The sequence below is a fragment of the Pseudomonas arcuscaelestis genome, from assembly GCF_016881005.1.
GTDB lineage: Bacteria > Pseudomonadota > Gammaproteobacteria > Pseudomonadales > Pseudomonadaceae > Aquipseudomonas > Aquipseudomonas arcuscaelestis.
On record NZ_JACOPV010000005.1, the window covers coordinates 70,250 to 86,777 of the forward strand.

At 60.0% G+C, this 16,528-nt stretch carries 15 protein-coding genes and 1 pseudogene; 13 read left to right on the forward strand and 3 right to left on the reverse strand.

Annotated elements, in window-relative coordinates; genetic code table 11:
• Positions 1–71 precede the first annotated feature (71 nt).
• The gene (locus H8F21_RS08825) at positions 72–1,004 is read left to right on the forward strand and encodes an ABC transporter ATP-binding protein (protein WP_203584240.1); all 933 of its coding nucleotides are present in this window, start codon (positions 72–74) and stop codon (positions 1,002–1,004) included.
• Positions 1,001–1,780: an ABC transporter permease gene (locus tag H8F21_RS08830; RefSeq protein ID WP_136475165.1), complete on the forward strand. Its 780-nt coding sequence runs from the start codon at positions 1,001–1,003 to the stop codon at positions 1,778–1,780. Before H8F21_RS08825 ends, H8F21_RS08830 begins: the two co-directional genes overlap by 4 nt.
• Here H8F21_RS08830 and H8F21_RS08835 read toward each other — a convergent pair.
• Positions 1,748–2,290, reverse strand: coding sequence for a DUF2062 domain-containing protein (locus tag H8F21_RS08835; RefSeq protein ID WP_136475166.1), 543 nt, complete (start codon positions 2,288–2,290; stop codon positions 1,748–1,750). The two genes, H8F21_RS08830 and H8F21_RS08835, sit on opposite strands and share 33 nt — an antisense overlap.
• Before the next feature lie 142 nt (positions 2,291–2,432).
• On the opposite strand from H8F21_RS08835, the pseudogene H8F21_RS08840 reads away from it, so the two are divergent.
• The 8 genes and pseudogenes from H8F21_RS08840 to murB all read left to right on the forward strand — a co-directional run bounded on the left by H8F21_RS08840 (position 2,433) and on the right by murB (position 9,263).
• Positions 2,433–4,654: pseudogene (locus H8F21_RS08840) on the forward strand (DNA internalization-related competence protein ComEC/Rec2).
• 70 nt (positions 4,655–4,724) lie between these two features.
• Entirely contained in the window at positions 4,725–5,360 is a 636-nt protein-coding gene (locus tag H8F21_RS08845; protein WP_038608555.1) for a MotA/TolQ/ExbB proton channel family protein, read from the forward strand.
• Positions 5,357–5,788: an ExbD/TolR family protein gene (locus H8F21_RS08850; RefSeq protein ID WP_203584241.1), complete on the forward strand. Its 432-nt coding sequence runs from the start codon at positions 5,357–5,359 to the stop codon at positions 5,786–5,788. The genes H8F21_RS08845 and H8F21_RS08850 overlap by 4 nt, the downstream gene beginning before the upstream one ends.
• Positions 5,788–6,798 carry a tetraacyldisaccharide 4'-kinase gene (gene lpxK / locus H8F21_RS08855; RefSeq protein ID WP_203584242.1) on the forward strand — a complete coding sequence of 337 codons (1,011 nt, stop codon included), beginning with the start codon at positions 5,788–5,790 and terminating at the stop codon, positions 6,796–6,798. Before H8F21_RS08850 ends, lpxK begins: the two co-directional genes overlap by 1 nt.
• A 38-nt stretch (positions 6,799–6,836) precedes the next feature.
• Positions 6,837–7,022, forward strand: coding sequence for a Trm112 family protein (locus H8F21_RS08860; protein ID WP_003247142.1), 186 nt, complete (start codon positions 6,837–6,839; stop codon positions 7,020–7,022).
• On the forward strand, positions 7,019–7,783 hold the full coding sequence (gene kdsB, locus H8F21_RS08865; protein ID WP_203479166.1) for a 3-deoxy-manno-octulosonate cytidylyltransferase: 765 nt from the start codon (positions 7,019–7,021) through the stop codon (positions 7,781–7,783). Before H8F21_RS08860 ends, kdsB begins: the two co-directional genes overlap by 4 nt.
• Positions 7,783–8,247, forward strand: coding sequence for a low molecular weight protein-tyrosine-phosphatase (locus tag H8F21_RS08870; RefSeq protein ID WP_203479165.1), 465 nt, complete (start codon positions 7,783–7,785; stop codon positions 8,245–8,247). Before kdsB ends, H8F21_RS08870 begins: the two co-directional genes overlap by 1 nt.
• Positions 8,244–9,263, forward strand: coding sequence for a UDP-N-acetylmuramate dehydrogenase (murB, locus tag H8F21_RS08875; protein WP_203584243.1), 1,020 nt, complete (start codon positions 8,244–8,246; stop codon positions 9,261–9,263). Before H8F21_RS08870 ends, murB begins: the two co-directional genes overlap by 4 nt.
• An 81-nt stretch (positions 9,264–9,344) precedes the next feature.
• Here the strand turns inward: murB and rne are convergent, their stop codons facing one another.
• Positions 9,345–12,446 (reverse strand): ribonuclease E, encoded by a 3,102-nt coding sequence (gene rne, locus H8F21_RS08880; protein WP_203584244.1) that lies wholly within the window; start codon positions 12,444–12,446, stop codon positions 9,345–9,347.
• A 746-nt stretch (positions 12,447–13,192) separates the two neighbouring features.
• On the opposite strand from rne, the gene rluC reads away from it, so the two are divergent.
• Genes rluC through H8F21_RS08895 form a run of 3 tightly spaced genes read left to right on the forward strand, consistent with a single transcriptional unit; the run spans position 13,193 to position 15,806 of the window.
• Complete coding sequence (gene rluC, locus H8F21_RS08885; RefSeq protein ID WP_136475174.1) at positions 13,193–14,149, forward strand: 23S rRNA pseudouridine(955/2504/2580) synthase RluC; 957 nt, start codon at positions 13,193–13,195, stop codon at positions 14,147–14,149.
• Positions 14,139–14,816, forward strand: a complete 678-nt coding sequence (locus H8F21_RS08890) for an HAD family hydrolase (RefSeq protein WP_203584245.1) — start codon at positions 14,139–14,141, stop codon at positions 14,814–14,816. The genes rluC and H8F21_RS08890 overlap by 11 nt, the downstream gene beginning before the upstream one ends.
• A 6-nt stretch (positions 14,817–14,822) precedes the next feature.
• Positions 14,823–15,806, forward strand: a complete 984-nt coding sequence (locus tag H8F21_RS08895; RefSeq protein ID WP_203479161.1) for a S49 family peptidase — start codon at positions 14,823–14,825, stop codon at positions 15,804–15,806.
• Positions 15,807–15,877: 71 nt separating this feature from the next.
• Here the strand turns inward: H8F21_RS08895 and H8F21_RS08900 are convergent, their stop codons facing one another.
• Positions 15,878–16,456 (reverse strand): Maf family protein, encoded by a 579-nt coding sequence (locus H8F21_RS08900; RefSeq protein ID WP_136475177.1) that lies wholly within the window; start codon positions 16,454–16,456, stop codon positions 15,878–15,880.
• Positions 16,457–16,528 lie beyond the last annotated feature (72 nt).

A 16,528-nucleotide genomic window follows, 5' to 3' on the forward strand; every position in this document is an offset into this window, starting at 1 on the left:
CATGGCCATATTCGCTGCGGCCGGCCTGTCCGGTCGCGTCTTGAACCCTTCAAACTGGTACGCGATCCGCTATGAGTTCTGCTCTGTCCATAAGGCAGCTAACCAAAACCTACGGCAACGGTTTCCAGGCCCTCAAGGGCATTGACCTGGATGTCGCCGAAGGTGATTTCTTCGCCTTGCTCGGCCCCAATGGCGCCGGGAAGTCCACCACCATTGGTATTCTCTCGACCCTGGTCAATAAAACCAGCGGTACGGTGAGCATTTTCGGCAACGACCTCGATCGACAGCCCGCAGCGCTCAAGCGCAGCATTGGTGTCGTGCCGCAGGAGTTCAACTTCAATCAGTTCGAAAAAACCTTCGATATTGTCGTGACCCAGGCGGGGTACTACGGCATTAACGCCAAGGTGGCCAAGGAGCGCGCCGAGAAGTACCTGACGCAGTTGGGCCTCTGGGATAAGCGCGATGTGCCGTCGCGTTCGTTGTCTGGTGGGATGAAGCGCCGCCTGATGATCGCCCGGGCGCTGATGCATGAGCCGCGGCTGTTGATTCTCGACGAGCCGACGGCAGGTGTGGACATTGAGCTGCGCCGCTCGATGTGGACGTTTCTCACCGAGCTGAATCAGCAGGGCATCACGATTATTCTGACCACCCACTACCTGGAAGAAGCCGAGCAGCTTTGTCGGCATATTGGCATCATCGACCACGGCACCATTGTCGAAAACACCAGCATGCGCGCATTGCTCGGCAAGCTGCATGTGGAAACCTTCCTACTCGATCTCAAGCAAGACCTGCCCCAGGCACCGAACCTGGTCGGTTATCCGTGCCGGCTAACAAGTCCGCACACGCTGGAAGTGCAAGTGGACAAGGATGTGGGTATCACGGCGCTGTTCGGTCAGTTGGCCTTGCAGAACATCGAAGTTCAAAGCCTGCGCAACAAGACCAACCGTCTCGAGGAGTTGTTCGTGTCCCTGGTGGAAAAAAACCTGGCGAAGGTGGCGGTATGAGTTCGGAATTGAGCGCCAATCTGGTCGCGCTGAATACAATCGTCTATCGCGAAGTGCGTCGGTTTACCCGGATCTGGCCGCAGACCCTGCTGCCCCCGGCGATCACCATGGTTCTGTACTTCGTGATCTTCGGTAACCTGATCGGTCGGCAGATCGGCGATATGGGTGGTTTCACCTATATGGAGTACATCGTACCGGGGTTGATCATGATGTCGGTGATCACCAACTCCTACGGTAACGTGGTGTCGAGTTTCTTCGGCAGCAAGTTCCAGCGCTCCATCGAAGAGTTGATGGTGTCGCCTGTGTCGCCTCACACCATTTTGATCGGCTACACCTTGGGTGGTGTCTTGCGCGGGCTGGCGGTGGGGGTGATCGTCACCATGCTTTCGCTGTTTTTCACCCACCTGCAGGTGCATCACCTGGGTGTGACCATTCTGGTGGTGGTGCTGACCGCGACCATCTTCTCGTTGCTGGGTTTTATCAACGCAGTGTTTGCGCGCAACTTCGACGATATTTCGATCATTCCGACTTTCGTCCTGACGCCGCTGACCTACCTGGGGGGCGTGTTCTATTCGATCAACCTGCTGCCGCCATTCTGGCAGACCGTATCGATGGCCAACCCGGTGCTGCACATGGTCAACTCGTTCCGCTACGGCATCCTGGGTGTTTCGGACATTCGTATCGGGGTGGCTATCAGCTTCATGCTCGCTGCCACTGCCGTGTTGTATTTAGGCTGTGTGCGCTTACTGGTCAGTGGGCGTGGAATGCGTACCTGATACCTTCTGTTTGCGTCGGCGCCACTGCCGGCCTACCCACCAGCGCCAGTAGAGCATGGTCAGGCAGTAAGCCAGGGCGCCGAGCAGCAGGCCGCAGACCACCGAGCCAAGCAGGAATGGCTGCCACAGGGTCGACAGCTGGCCGGTGATCCATTCGAAGGTGAGTTCATCCGGCAGGGTCCTGGCTGGAACCTGCATGAGCCAGGCCCCCATCTGGTAGGTGCAATAGAACACCGGCGGCATGGTGAACGGGTTGGTCAGCCAGACCAGGCTGACAGCAATCGGCATGTTGCCACGCACCAGGATCGCCAGGCTCGCGGCCAGCAACATCTGCATGGGCACGGGAATGAACGCTGCGAACAGGCCGACAGCCATTGCCCGGGCAACCGAATGTCGATTCAGGTGCCAAAGGTTCGGGTCGTGCAACAGCCGGCCGAGAAAGCGTAAGGATTTATGTTCCCTGATGCTGGTCGGATCGGGCATGTAGCGTTTAAAGAGACGACGCGGCATGTAGGCTCTCGACTGGGTGAAGTGGCAAGTATGCACGGAATCTAAAAGCCCCCCATTACAGACTTTGTGACAATTATTGAGTGAGTGCTTGGCTGCGCTGATCTAAGCCTGTGGGTGTGGGTTTATTTTGGAGCTTCGACGCATGCGCACAGGGATGTTGGCGCTGGCACTGGGCCTTCTATGCCTGAGTGTTCTACCCGTTTTGCCATCGGTCGGGTGGCTGCTGGTATTGGCCTTGATCGCCATTGTTTGCCTGGCAGGGCGAACGTATCCGCTGGGACTGTTTCTATTGGGTTTGTGTTGGGCTTGTCTGTCGGCCCAGCAGGCGCTGGATGATCGCCTTGCGCCCGAACTCGATGGTCGCATCCTGTGGTTGGAGGGCACCGTTGTTGGCTTGCCATCGCAAGACGGTCGATCAACACGCTTCGAATTGGAGGGCGCGCAATCCCGACGTGCCATATTGCCGTCACGTCTGCAATTAAGTTGGTTTGCAGGGCCTGGCGTCAGCAGTGGTGAACGTTGGCGGCTGGCGGTCAACCTCAGGCGGCCTCACGGTTTGCTCAATCCCCATGGGCCGGATCGTGAGGCAACCTTGTTGGCCCGGCGCATTGGCGGTACAGGCAGCGTAAAGGCTGGCGAGTTGCTGGCCCCCGCCGAGCGGGCCTGGCGCAGCGATATTCGCCAGCGGTTGATGCAGGCTGATGCGCAGGGGCGGGAGGGGGAGTTGATAGCGCTGGTGCTGGGCGACGGTGCAGGCTTGGCGCGCGAAAGCTGGCAAACACTGCAGGCCACCGGCACCGTGCACTTGCTGGTCATTTCCGGACAGCATATTGGCCTGTTGGCGGGGCTGGTCTACGCATTGATCGCCCTGTTGGCGCGTCTGGGTTGGTGGCCGCAGGCCTTGCCCTGGTTACCTTGGGCGTGCGCGGCGGCGTTTGTGACGGCGTTGGGTTATGGCCTTCTGGCAGGCTTTCAAGTGCCGGTGCAGCGAGCGTGCATGATGCTGGCAGTGGTGTTGCTATGGCGTTTGCGCTATCGCCACCTGGGCATGTGGGTGCCCTGGTTGCTAGCGCTCAATGCCGTACTGCTGTGGGAGCCTCTGGCCAGTCTTCTCCCGGGGTTTTGGTTGTCTTTTGCGGCTGTGGCGGTGTTGATTTTCACTTTCAGCGGCCGTTTGGGGGCCTGGAGCGCATGGATGGCTTGGGGCCGGGCGCAGTGGTTGATTGCCCTTGGCCTCTTGCCTGCGTTGATCGCGTTGGGGCTGCCGGTCAGTCTCACCGCTCCGTTGGCCAATCTTTTCGCCGTACCCTGGATCAGCCTGGCGGTACTGCCGTTGGCACTGCTGGGCACTGTGTTGTTGCCAGTGCCAGTAGTGGGGCAGGGCTTGATCTGGCTCGCCGGTGGGCTACTTGATGGGTTGTTCCGCTTGCTGGGTTTGTTGGCGCATTTGCAGCCGGCATGGATCCCCGACGCTGTGCCGTGGCCGCTGTGGTTGTTGCTGTGCCTGGGGGTGGTGTTGCTGTTGTTGCCTGCGGGCCTGCCGATGCGGGTGCTGGGCTGGCCCCTGGTGTTGCTGGCGGTGTTCGCACCGCGAGAACGAGTGCCGGACGGGCAGTTGGAAGTCTGGCAACTGGATGTCGGCCAGGGCTTGGCGTTTGTGTTGCAGACTCGACAGCACACGATGCTTTACGACGCCGGACCTGTGGTCGGTGATGCCGATCTCGGTGAACGTGTGGTCCTGCCTGCCTTGCATAAAATGGGGGTAACCAAAATCGACTTGATGCTGCTCAGCCATGCCGATGCCGACCATGCTGGTGGTGCGTTGGCGCTCAAGCGTGGTTTGCCCGTGCAGCGAGTGCTTAGTGGCGAAGCTGCCAAGCACGCCGAAGCGTTGCAGGCGCAGCCCTGTGTCAGTGGCGAGCGTTGGCAGTGGGATGGCGTGAATTTTTCTCTCTGGCAGTGGCAGGGCGCAGGCGACAACAACCAGACATCCTGCGTACTGTTGGTCGAGGCGGGGGCGAACGGCTGCTGCTGACTGGCGACATTGATGCTGCTGGCGAACAGGCCTGGCTCAACGACTGGCAGGCAAGCCGGCTTGACTGGCTACAGGCGCCGCACCATGGCAGTCGCACATCTTCGAGCCAAGCGTTGCTGACGGCGACGTCGCCTCGAGGCGTGTTGATTTCCAGAGGTCGTTACAACGCATTCGGCCATCCGCATGCATCAGTCATGCAGCGCTACCGGACAAGCGGCATCGAAGTATTCGACAGTGCCCTGCATGGCGCCCTGCGCTTGCGCCTGGGGACGTTTGCCGAGCCGCTGAAACAGCGTAGCCAGCGGCGATTCTGGCGCGACCCAAGTTGACGACCTTCGGCAGATGAGCCTCCAAGGGTCCTATGGTAAAGTGGCGGACTTTTTCAAGGGGATGCTAACTGTGTGGGAATTGGTCAAGTCCGGTGGTTGGATGATGCTGCCGATCATTCTGAGTTCCATCGCTGCCATGGCTATCGTCGCCGAGCGTCTCTGGACCCTGCGCGCCAGCCGGGTTACCCCGCCTCACTTGCTGGGTCAGGTGTGGCTGTGGATAAAAGACAAACAGCTCACCAGTGACAAGCTAAAGGCCCTGCGTGCCGACTCCCCGCTGGGCGAGATCCTGGCTGCTGGCCTGGCGAACTCCCGTCATGGTCGCGAGATCATGAAAGAGTGCATCGAAGAGGCGGCGGCTCGAGTCATTCACGAGCTGGAGCGCTACATCAATGCCTTGGGCACCATTGCGGCGATGGCGCCGCTGCTCGGCTTGCTCGGTACAGTGCTGGGCATGATCGACATTTTCAGTGCGTTCATGGGCACCGGCATGACCACCAATGCTGCGGTGCTGGCGGGCGGTATCTCCAAGGCGCTGATCACTACTGCGGCAGGCTTGATGGTCGGTATCCCCTCGGTGTTCTTCCATCGCTTCCTGCAGCGCCGTATCGACGAGTTGGTCGTCGGCATGGAGCAAGAGGCCATCAAGTTGGTCGAAGTGGTGCAGGGCGACCGTGATGTCGACCTGGCCGAGGGCAAGGCGTGAAATTTCGGCGCAAGCCCCGGGAGACCGTGGATATCAACTTGGCGTCGCTGATTGACGTGGTGTTCATCCTGCTGCTGTTCTTTGTGGTGACGACTACGTTTACCCGTGAAACCCAATTGCGGGTCGAGTTGCCTGAGTCGGTCAGTGGCGCGCCTGCGCCCGCCGATGAGGTCAAGCACTTGGATATCACCATCAGCGCCGACGGCGTGTATTCGGTGAATAACAACCTACTGCCCAAGAGCGACCTGGCGACCCTGACCGAGGCCCTGCAGAAAGAATCTGCAGGCGATACTAAACTGCCGTTGTCGATCAGTGCCGACGGCAAGACCCCGCACCAGGCGGTGGTCACTGCCATGGATGCGGCCGGCAAGCTCGGTTTCAGCCAATTGCGCATGACCACGGTCGAGGCTGCCCAGGGGACACCTTGATGGCGTTAGCCGACCGATTGCTCAATGCCTGGTATGCCGGGCATCCAGCACTTGCCTTGCTGCGTCCGCTGGAGTCGCTGTACCGGCGTGTGGTAATGCGCAAGCGGGCGCGTTTTCTCGCGGGGGATAGCCCCAGTTATCGTGCGCCAGTGCCGGTTATCGTGGTGGGCAATATCACCATTGGCGGCACCGGCAAGACGCCAATGATCCTGTGGCTGATCGACCATTGCCGTCAGCAAGGGTTGCGCGTGGGCGTGGTCAGTCGTGGTTATGGCGCCAAGCCTGCGCAACTGCCCTGGCGTGTGCGTGCCGAGCACAATGCTGCCGAAGCTGGCGACGAGCCGCTATTGATTGTGCAGCGTAGCGGCGTGCCGTTGATGATCGACCCCGACCGCGCGCGCGCGGTTCAGGCGTTGTTGGCCAGTGAGTCGTTGGACCTGATTCTCTGTGACGACGGCATGCAGCACTACCGCTTGGCCCGTGACCTGGAACTGGTGTTGATCGATGCCGCCCGGGGCCTGGGCAATCGTCGCTGTTTACCCGCCGGACCGCTGCGTGAACCGGTGGAGCGTTTGCAGGAGGTTGATGCAGTGCTCTACAACGGGGCCAGCGCCGATCGCGACGACGGCTTTGCCTTTGCCTTACAGCCCACAGCACTGGTCAATTTGCGCAGCGGTGAGCGTAAAGGCCTGGATCACTTCGCTGCAGGCCAGGCCGTGCATGCGGTGGCCGGTATTGGTAATCCGCAACGTTTCTTCAATACCCTGCAAGGGCTAAACTTGCGACCTGTGCCACACCCTTTTGCCGATCATGCCGAGTACAGCGCCCAAGCCTTGAGCTTTGCGCCTGCACTTGCGCTGATCATGACCGAGAAGGACGCGGTCAAATGCCGCGCCTTCGCTGCTGACGACTGGTGGTACCTTGCGGTCGATGCTGTGCCTTCACCTACCTTCCGGGTGTGGTTCGATGCTCAGCTTGACCGCTTGTTACCCGGCTCGCGGCACTCCTGATTCGTTTCTTTTTCCGGCCACTGGCCTGAGGAATACCCATGGACACCAAACTGCTCGACATCCTGGCTTGCCCGATCACCAAAGGCCCGCTCAAGCTCAGTGCCGATAAAACCGAACTGATCAGCAAGGGCGCGGGTCTGGCGTACCCAATCCGCGACGGTATTCCGGTCATGCTGGAAAGCGAAGCGCGCACCCTGACCGATGATGAGCGCCTGGATAAATGACCCCAGCCTTCACTGTCGTGATTCCGGCCCGGCTGGCCTCCACGCGCCTGCCGGGCAAGCCTTTGCTGCCTATCGCCGGTAAGCCGATGATCCAGCACGTCTGGGAGCAGGCGTGTAAAAGCAGCGCCAGCCGTGTAGTGATTGCCACTGATGACGCCGGTATCTATCAGGCCTGCGAAGCTTTCGGCGCACAGGTGCTAATGACCCGCGAGGATCATGATTCCGGCACCGACCGCCTGGCAGAAGTTGCCATCAAGCTGGGGTTGCCTGCTGACGCCATCGTGGTCAATGTCCAGGGCGATGAACCGTTGATTCCACCGATCATCATCGATCAGGTGGCAGCTAACCTGGCGGCGCATCCTGAGGCAGGCATTGCCACCTTGGCCGAACCGATCGAGGACGTCACTGCGGTTTTCAATCCCAACGCGGTCAAGGTTGTCAGTGACTGCAATGGCCTGGCCTTGACCTTCAGTCGGGCGCCATTGCCTTGGGCGCGAGACGTGTTCGCCAGCCGCCAGGATGCCTTGCCCGAAGGCGTGCCTTACCGCCGCCACATTGGGATGTATGCCTACCGTGCAGGCTTTCTCCATGACTTTGTCAGTTGGGGCCCCTGCTGGTTGGAGCGCACCGAATCGCTTGAGCAACTGCGTGCACTTTGGCATGGCGTGCGCATTCACGTTGCCGATGCAATCGAGGCGCCCCCTGTGGGCGTTGATACCCCACAAGATCTGGAGCGCGTCAGGCGCATTCTGGAGGCCTGATGCGCGTTCTTTTTGTGTGCCTGGGCAACATTTGCCGTTCGCCCACGGCGGAGGGTGTCCTGCGTCACCAGCTTCAGGTCGAAGGTCTGAGTGAGCTGATCGATGTGGCTTCAGCCGGTACCGGCGACTGGCATGTCGGCAAGCAACCGGACAGCCGTACCCGTCGTGCCGCGCAGTTGCGCGGTTATGATTTGTCGCAGCAGCGGGCACAGCAGGTTCGGGTCGGACATTTCGCCGAGTACGACCTGATCCTGGCAATGGACGAGAGCAATCTTGGTAACCTGCGGGCCATGCAGCCTGCTGGGGCGAAAGCGGAGCTCGACTTGTTCCTGCGGCGCTACGACAGTGCGCTGCAAGAGGTGCCCGATCCTTATTACGGCGGTGAGCAAGGATTCGAGCAGGTGCTGGACCTGATTGAAGACGCGTGCCGCAAACTGGTCATCGAACTCAAGGGACGTCTATGAGTAGGCAGTGGCAGGAGCAGGTTTCGCTCAAGCCTTACAACACCTTCGGTATCGAGGTGAAAGCCCGCTTTTTCACCGAAGCGCACAACGACGATGATGTGCGTCAGGCGCTGGCCCAGGCAGCAGGGCAGGACGTGCCGGTGCTGGTTATTGGCGGTGGCAGCAATTTGCTGCTGACCACTGATGTACCCGCATTGGTGCTGCGCATGGTCAGTCGCGGCGTGCGGATTCTTGCCGATGATGGTGAGCGTGTGGTGGTCGAGGCCGAGGCGGGTGAACCTTGGCATCAGTTTGTACAGTGGACGCTGGCCCAGGGTTTTTCCGGGCTTGAAAACCTCAGCTTGATTCCAGGTACCGTCGGTGCGGCACCGATGCAGAATATCGGCGCCTACGGCGTTGAGATCAAGGATGTGTTCGCTGGGCTGACTGCGTTGGACCGCCACACCGGCGAGCTGCGTGATTTCAGTCTGCAAGAGTGCGCCTTTGCCTATCGTGACAGCGTGTTCAAGCGCAATCCCGGGCGCTGGTTGATCCTGCGCGTTCGTTTTGCCTTGAGTCGAGTCATGCAGGCTCATCTGGATTACGGTCCGGTGCGTCAACGCCTGAGCGAGCAGGGCGTCAGTCAACCGACGGCGCAGAATATCAGCGATGCCATTTGTGCCATTCGCCGCGAAAAGCTGCCCGACCCGGTAGAGCTGGGCAACGCCGGAAGTTTTTTCAAAAATCCGATCGTAACTGCAGTGCTGGCTGATGCGATCCGTGTACAGCACCCGGGGCTGGTGGCTTATCCACAGGCGGATGGTCAGATGAAGTTGGCCGCGGGCTGGTTGATCGAACAGGCTGGTTGGAAGGGCTTCCGTGACGGTGATGCCGGGGTGCATCGATTGCAGTCTCTGGTCCTGGTCAACTACGGTCAGGCCAGTGGCCTGCAACTGCATCAGTTGGCGCAGAAAATCCAGGCGGATATCTTCGATCGATTTGGCGTCACGCTCGAGATGGAGCCGAATCTGTTGTAACAAAGCCCCGTCGATTGCATTCATAGCGGCAATAAAAAGCCCCGCCAGTTACCTGGCGGGGCTTTTTATTTCAGCGCTGGATCAGACGAGTGGCTTTTGCTCTTCTGCAGTTTCCAGTGCTTCAGGTTGTTGCTCGACTTCTGCTGCCTTGGCGGCTGCTTCAGCTTCACGCTTGCGGCGACGCACTTCGCGAGGGTCGTTTGGTGCGCGGCCGTTTGGCAGCATCACTGGGGCTTCGACCACCACTGGCTCAGCAGCAGGGGTAGATTCCTCAACAGCAGGTGCTGGTTCGCTGGCGACTGGTTGAGCTGCTTCAGCTTCAGTCACAGGCGCCTGAACAACTTCTGGCGCGCGTGGAGCTTCGGCTACGGGCTCTGCCACAACAGCAACTTCAACTGGCGCTTCAACTGCTTGCTCGGCAACCGCTTCGACAACCGGCTCAACGCGTGGCTCAACGATTGCCATAGGTTCGCTGACCGGTTGCTCAACAACTGGAGCAACGGTTGCTTGCTCGGCTACAACCGGCTTCGGTGCTTCGACCACGACCGGTTCGATTGCAGCTGGCTCAACGGCTTCAACTGTTTCTACAGTAGCGACCTCAGTAGTTACCGGGGCAATCACTGGAGCTGCTTCTTCAATGGCGGCCGTCGCGCGCTCAGCCTGGACGTTGGCCTGGGCTTCGGCATCAGCGCTGATGTTGCTGGTAGCAACTGCAGCGGTAACGGCCAGGCCGGCTGCCAGTTCGGCACCTGTAGGTTCGTTGCCGTCTTCGGCACCGTCTTCGGAGCCTTCAAGCACATTTCCATTGGCGTCACGCTGGCGCTCACGACGGTTGCTGCGGCGACGCTGGCCACGGGAGCGGCGACGTGGGCGTTCGCCTTCGGTGCCTTCCTGGTTGTCGTCCTGCAGCAGTTCTTCGTTAGGCAGTTGCTCTTCAGCAGCTTCAGTCGTTTCGACCGCCGGGTTTGGCTGGCGCTCCTCACGTGGTGGGCGTGGTTGGCGTTCTTCACGTGGTGCACGTTCTTCACGAGGTGCGCGTTCTTCACGAGGCGTGCGCTCTTCGCGAGGTGCACGTTCTTCGCGGGGTGCGCGCTCTTCACGCGGCTGGCGTTCTTCACGTGGAGCACGCTCAGGGCGTTCTTCACGCACTGCCGGGGTGGCGGTGTCGAGTGCTTCGCGCAGCTCGCGGACCGGGCGCTCTTCGCGTGCACGGCGATCTTCACGCGGGGCGCGAGGCTGGCGTTCTTCGCGAGGTTGACGTGGTGCGCGCTCTTCGCGGGCCTGGGTTTCTTCACGCGCTTCGCGTGGTTGACGCTCTTCACGCGGGGCGCGCTCTTCGCGTGGCTTGCGCTCTTCATCGCGACGGCCGTTGCGGTTGCGGCTCTGCTGGCGGCCGTTACGGCGTTCTTCGTTGCGCTGTGGGCGCTCGGTGGCCGGCTTCTCGGCAACTACAGGCGCTGCAGCAGGTTCGTCCTTGCCGGCGAACAGGCTGACCAGCGACTTGACCAGGCCTTTGAACAGGCTTGGTTCAGGCGCGACGTGGACCGGTGCGGCAGGTTGCTCTGGAGCGGTCGGAACCGGTGCATTGGCACGCGCTGGAGCGGTCTTGACCGCAGCTTCCTGGCGAACCAGGGTGCGAGTCGCTGCAGTCGGCTGAGCCTCTTCGGTCTCGGTTGCGGCGATTTCGTAGCTGGACTGGCTGTTCTGGGCTTCCGGGCTGTCGTCGCGCAGACGCTGCACTTCGAAGTGTGGGGTTTCCAGGTGGTCGTTCGGCAGAATGACGATACGTGCGCGGGTACGCAGTTCGATCTTGGTGATCGAGTTGCGTTTTTCGTTGAGCAGGAAGGCTGCAACTGGAATTGGCACTTGGGCGCGAACTTCGGCGGTGCGGTCTTTCAGGGCTTCTTCTTCGATCAGGCGCAGGATCGCCAGCGACAGTGATTCAACATCACGGATGATGCCGGTGCCGCTGCAGCGTGGGCATACGATGCCGCTGCTTTCGCCAAGGGAAGGGCGCAGACGCTGGCGAGACATTTCCAGCAGGCCAAAGCGCGAAATGCGACCGACTTGTACGCGGGCGCGGTCGGCTTCCAGGCACTCGCGTACCTTTTCTTCGACGGCGCGCTGGTTTTTGGCCGGGGTCATGTCGATGAAGTCGATGACGATCAGGCCGCCGATGTCACGCAGGCGCAGCTGGCGGGCGATTTCTTCAGCCGCTTCCAGGTTGGTCTGCAGTGCGGTTTCCTCGATGTCGCTACCTTTGGTGGCGCGTGCCGAGTTGATGTCGATGGACACCAGTGCTTCGGTTGGATCGATAACGATCGAGCCACCAGACGGCAGTTCGACCACGCGCTGGAAGGCGGTTTCGATCTGGCTTTCGATCTGGAAGCGATTGAACAGCGGGACGCTGTCTTCGTACAGTTTGATCTTGCTGGCGTACTGCGGCATTACCTGGCGGATGAACGTCAGGGCTTCTTCCTGGGCGTCGATGCTGTCGATCAGCACTTCGCCGATGTCCTGGCGCAGGTAGTCGCGAATGGCGCGGATGATGACGTTGCTTTCCTGGTAGATCAGGAAAGGCGCAGCGCGGTCCTGGGAGGCCTCTTTGATGGCGGTCCACAGTTGCAACAGGTAGTCCAGGTCCCATTGCATTTCTTCGCTGCTGCGGCCAAGGCCAGCAGTACGTACGATCAGACCCATGTCGGCAGGAGCAACCAGGCCGTTCAGGGCTTCGCGCAGTTCGTTGCGCTCTTCGCCTTCAATGCGGCGGGAGATGCCACCGGCACGCGGGTTATTTGGCATCAGCACCAGGTAGCGGCCGGCGAGGCTGATGAAGGTAGTCAGGGCTGCGCCTTTGTTGCCGCGCTCTTCCTTCTCGACCTGGACGATGACTTCCTGGCCTTCGCTAAGTACTTCCTTGATGTTCACCCGGCCTTCCGGGGACTTCTTGAAGTATTCGCGGGAGATTTCCTTCAGCGGCAGAAAGCCGTGACGTTCGGAGCCGAAGTCGACGAAGGCGGCTTCCAGACTAGGTTCTATCCGGGTGATCCGGCCTTTGTAGATGTTGGCCTTTTTTTGCTCGCGCGCACCAGACTCGATGTCCAGGTCGTAGAGGCGTTGGCCGTCTACCAGAGCTACACGCAACTCTTCAGGTTGAGTCGCGTTAATCAGCATTCTTTTCATGTAATACCGTCGGTTTCCGGGCTGCCGGAAACGGCGTTCGGCACACACGACTTCTCACGGTCGGTGTCAGGTGCGCAAGGGGTGGCGGGCCACCCCCGTGTCCAGCGACTGTCGAGCCAAACTGGTAACCCAGTACTGCCGAAGTCGCGACGACGCGTCCTGCTTGCTGTGGTGTCAAATGCACTCAGACAGGAGGAGGAATCAGCCTTCGGCCGTGGACGCCCCAGGGGCATCTTGATCAAGACCGGGTCCTGTCGCCAGGCCAGAAGGCCTATGGACTGGACGCAGTACTACACGGTCCGACGGTTGTGCATCTCCACCCTACACGTATCCCTGATAATTCGGGTGCTGCCGCGCGCTGAATCCGCAACGGGTTGCATTTTCGCCAGCTCCATACGGGAGCCCGCGCCTTTGTATGTTCAAGGCTGGTATTTCCGAAGCTTTCACCATGACTGCGTGAAACTGACGGCACTGACAGAGTGGCATCGAAAAAAACATGGGGGAGGGCAAAACACCGCTCTTGTAGTTTTTTATCGGTCTTCTCTGCACGGCGCTGGTGGCGATTCCAGGCAACTCTGTAAACTGGCAAAAGCCCCGTCGGACGGCCTCGCGTCCTCGAGATTTTGCGTCGGTCAGGGCCGGCTATAAGCCGTGAGTCCGCTGGCCAGCCGCTTTTGGCGGCGTTCGCGACTATAGCAGCAATCATTAAGTGCTTCAAATCCATAAAAAATTGTTATGATTGGCAAATGACGACAAACACCCCTCCGACCTCCGGCGTCCAGCTGATAGAGGTCGCCCCGGAACTTGCCGGGCAACGAATCGATAATTTCCTCATCACTGCGCTCAAGGGTGTTCCCAAGACCTTGATTTACCGCATTTTGCGCAAAGGCGAAGTGCGTGTTAACAAGGGGCGGATCAAGCCTGAGTACAAGTTGCAAGCTGGCGACATCGTGCGCGTTCCGCCCGTTCGTCTGCCTGAGCGCGACGAGCCTGTGCCTGTGGCCCAGGGTTTGCTTCAGCGTCTGGAGGCCGCGATTGTCTACGAAGACAAGGCCTTGATCGTCTTGAACAAACCCGCAGGTATTGCCGTGCACGGCGGTAGCGGTCTCAATTTTGGTGTGATCGAAGCCTTTCGTCAGATGCGCCCCGATGCCAAGGAATTGGAGCTGGTCCATCGTCTGGATCGCGACACCTCGGGTCTGCTGATGATCGCCAAGAAGCGCAGCATGTTGCGCCACTTGCATGCGGCGTTGCGCGGCGATGGTGTCGACAAGCGATACATGGCCCTGGTTCGCGGTCATTGGGCTACGGCGAAAAAACAGGTCAATGCGCCCTTGCTCAAGAGTAATCTGCGTTCCGGCGAACGTATGGTCGAGGTCAACGACGAGGGCAAGGAGGCGCTCACGCTGTTCCGCGTCCTGCGTCGTTTCGGTGAATTCGCCACCATTGTCGAGGCGCGCCCGATCACCGGGCGCACCCATCAGATCCGCGTTCATGCCCTGCATGCCGGTCACTGCATCGCCGGTGACAGCAAATATGGTGATGAAGACTTCAGTCGTGAAATTCGCGACCTGGGTGGCAAGCGCCTGTTTCTACATGCCTATGCGCTGACGGTGCCGCTGCCTGACGGGGGCGAACTCAAGCTCGAGGCGCCGGTTGATGAGATGTGGTCCAAGACTGTGGAGCGCTTGAGTGCGGCGTGATTACGATCTGCTGATTTTCGACTGGGACGGTACCCTGGCTGATTCAATCGGGCGTATCGTCGAGGCAATGCATGTGGCTGCTGGGCGTGCCGGGCATGCAGTCTGCGCTGATGACGCCGTCAAGGGCATTATCGGTCTGGCATTGCCTGAAGCCATCAGTACCTTGTATCCGCACTTGAGTGACGATCAGGTGGCGGTGTTTCGGCAGCACTATGCTGATGTCTACATGGCCCTTGATGAGCAACCGTCGCCCCTGTTCGAAGGTGTGGTGGAATCGTTGGAGTCATTCCGTGGCCAGGGCTACCGCCTGGCAGTAGCGACTGGCAAGGCTCGACGAGGGTTGGATCGAGTGTTGCGGGCCAATGGTTGGCAGGATTATTTCGATATTACTCGCGCTGCCGATGAAACCCGGGGCAAGCCCCATCCTCAGATGCTCGAGGAGATTCTGCTGCATTGCCAGGTCGACGCGGGCCGTGCACTGATGGTTGGGGATTCGGCCTTCGATTTGTTGATGGCAAGCAACGCCGGCATGCATTCGGTCGCCGTTAGTTATGGCGCCATGTCACCGCAAGCACTGGGTGCATTCGGGCCGCAAGTCTGTATCGAACACTTTTCACATTTGCAGGCCTGGCTGAGCCGGTCGCCTGCTGCAGCAATTCCAAGGTAGGTGAGCATGGCTGACGAATGGAAGGCGCCAAGCGCTGAAGGCGGCGAAGAGCAGAAAAGCTGGAAGCTGTTGGAAAAAACCCTGCTGGCGGGTGTGCAGGAGCAGCGTCGGGCGCGGCGCTGGGGGATTTTTTTCAAGTTGCTGACCTTTGCCTATCTGTTCGGCATTCTGGCCCTGTTCAGTCCGCTGACCAGCATGGATAAGGCTGCTTCACGCAGCGTCAATCACACTGCAGTGGTTGAGGTGCGCGGGGTCATTGCCGATCAGGAGCCTGCCAGTGCCGACAATATCGTTGGCGGCTTGCGCGAGGCGTTCAAGGACGCGAAGACCAAGGCCGTCATCCTGAGTATCAACAGCCCAGGTGGCAGCCCTGTACAGTCGGGCTACATCTATGACGAAATTCGTCGTCTGCGTGCTGAGTATCCGGATATCAAGCTGTATGCGGTGATCAGTGATCTGGGGGCTTCCGGCGCGTATTACATTGCCAGCGCTGCAGATCAGATCTACGCCGACAAGGCCAGTCTGGTCGGTTCCATTGGTGTTACTGCGGCCGGTTACGGTTTTGTCGGTACCATGGAGAAACTCGGCGTCGAACGGCGCACTTATACGGCGGGCGAACACAAGGCGTTCCTTGATCCGTTCCAGCCGCAAAAGCCCGAAGAAACCGCGTTCTGGCAGGGCGTGCTGGAAACCACGCACAAGCAGTTCATCGCCAGCGTCAAGCAAGGCCGTGGTGAGCGCTTGAAGGATAAGGAACACCCTGAGCTGTTCAGTGGCCTGATCTGGTCTGGCGAGCAAGCCGTGGCGCTGGGGCTGGTTGATGGGCTGGGGAGTGCCAGTTACGTGGCGCGTGAGGTGGTGGGTGAAAAGGAGTTGGTCGACTTCACGGTTGAAGAGTCACCCTTCGACCGTTTCTCCAAGCGCCTGGGCACCAGCATTGCCGAGCGCCTGGCAATGTGGATGGGCTTTCAGGGGCCATCGTTGCGCTGAGGCGCATTGAGTGAAAAGCCGGCCTTGGTGCCGGCTTTTTACATTGTGCGACTTGTACGACATGCAGCGAGTCAGGGGAGGCAGGCGCCTTCGCTCAACAGCATGTCTACCAGACGGATCAGTGGCAGGCCCACCAGGCTGGTGGCGTCTACGCCATGGGTGCTCTGGAACAGGCTGACGCCCAAGCCCTCGGCCTTGAAGCTGCCAGCGCAGTCGTAGGGCTCTTCGGCGCGCAAATAGCGCTCGATGCGGGCCAGGTCCAGTTCGCGCATATTGACGGTGAAGGGGATGCAGTCGACCTGGCAGTCGCCGGTCTTGCTGTTGAGGAGCGCCAGGCCGGTAAGAAAGGTGACATGGTTACCGCTGGCGGCCAGTAATTGCTCGCAGGCCCGCTCGAAGGTGTGTGGCTTACCGAGTATTTGTTCGCCGAGCACGGCAACCTGGTCGGAGCCGATGATCAGGTGGTCGGGATGGCTGGTGGCAAGGGCCATGGCTTTTTCCCGGGCCAGGCGCTTCACCAGGTCTGCGGCGGGCTCGTCGGGCAGGCGCTGTTCGTCGATATCAGGGGACGCCCAGCTGAAAGGGAGGCGCAAGCGTTCAAGCAATTCACGCCGGTACGGTGAGCTGGAAGCCAGTAATAAAGGCAGCATGGTAAACTCCTGGGCAGGTGAAACGATTCTAACATGCTGAACGGAACCGAATTTCCTTTGACAGGGGCGGGG

Excerpts from the sequence above, each read along its gene's own strand:
- H8F21_RS08825 (WP_203584240.1), top strand. The coding sequence starts at position 72 with ATGAGTTCTGCTCTGTCCATAAGGCAGCTAACCAAAACCTACGGCAAC.
- H8F21_RS08830 (WP_136475165.1), top strand. The coding sequence starts at position 1,001 with ATGAGTTCGGAATTGAGCGCCAATCTGGTCGCGCTGAATACAATCGTC.
- H8F21_RS08835 (WP_136475166.1), bottom strand. The coding sequence starts at position 2,290 with ATGCCGCGTCGTCTCTTTAAACGCTACATGCCCGATCCGACCAGCATC.
- lpxK (WP_203584242.1), top strand. The coding sequence starts at position 5,788 with ATGGCGTTAGCCGACCGATTGCTCAATGCCTGGTATGCCGGGCATCCA.
- H8F21_RS08860 (WP_003247142.1), top strand. The coding sequence starts at position 6,837 with ATGGACACCAAACTGCTCGACATCCTGGCTTGCCCGATCACCAAAGGC.
- kdsB (WP_203479166.1), top strand. The coding sequence starts at position 7,019 with ATGACCCCAGCCTTCACTGTCGTGATTCCGGCCCGGCTGGCCTCCACG.
- H8F21_RS08870 (WP_203479165.1), top strand. The coding sequence starts at position 7,783 with ATGCGCGTTCTTTTTGTGTGCCTGGGCAACATTTGCCGTTCGCCCACG.
- murB (WP_203584243.1), top strand. The coding sequence starts at position 8,244 with ATGAGTAGGCAGTGGCAGGAGCAGGTTTCGCTCAAGCCTTACAACACC.
- rne (WP_203584244.1), bottom strand. The coding sequence starts at position 12,446 with ATGAAAAGAATGCTGATTAACGCGACTCAACCTGAAGAGTTGCGTGTA.
- rluC (WP_136475174.1), top strand. The coding sequence starts at position 13,193 with ATGACGACAAACACCCCTCCGACCTCCGGCGTCCAGCTGATAGAGGTC.
- H8F21_RS08895 (WP_203479161.1), top strand. The coding sequence starts at position 14,823 with ATGGCTGACGAATGGAAGGCGCCAAGCGCTGAAGGCGGCGAAGAGCAG.
- H8F21_RS08900 (WP_136475177.1), bottom strand. The coding sequence starts at position 16,456 with ATGCTGCCTTTATTACTGGCTTCCAGCTCACCGTACCGGCGTGAATTG.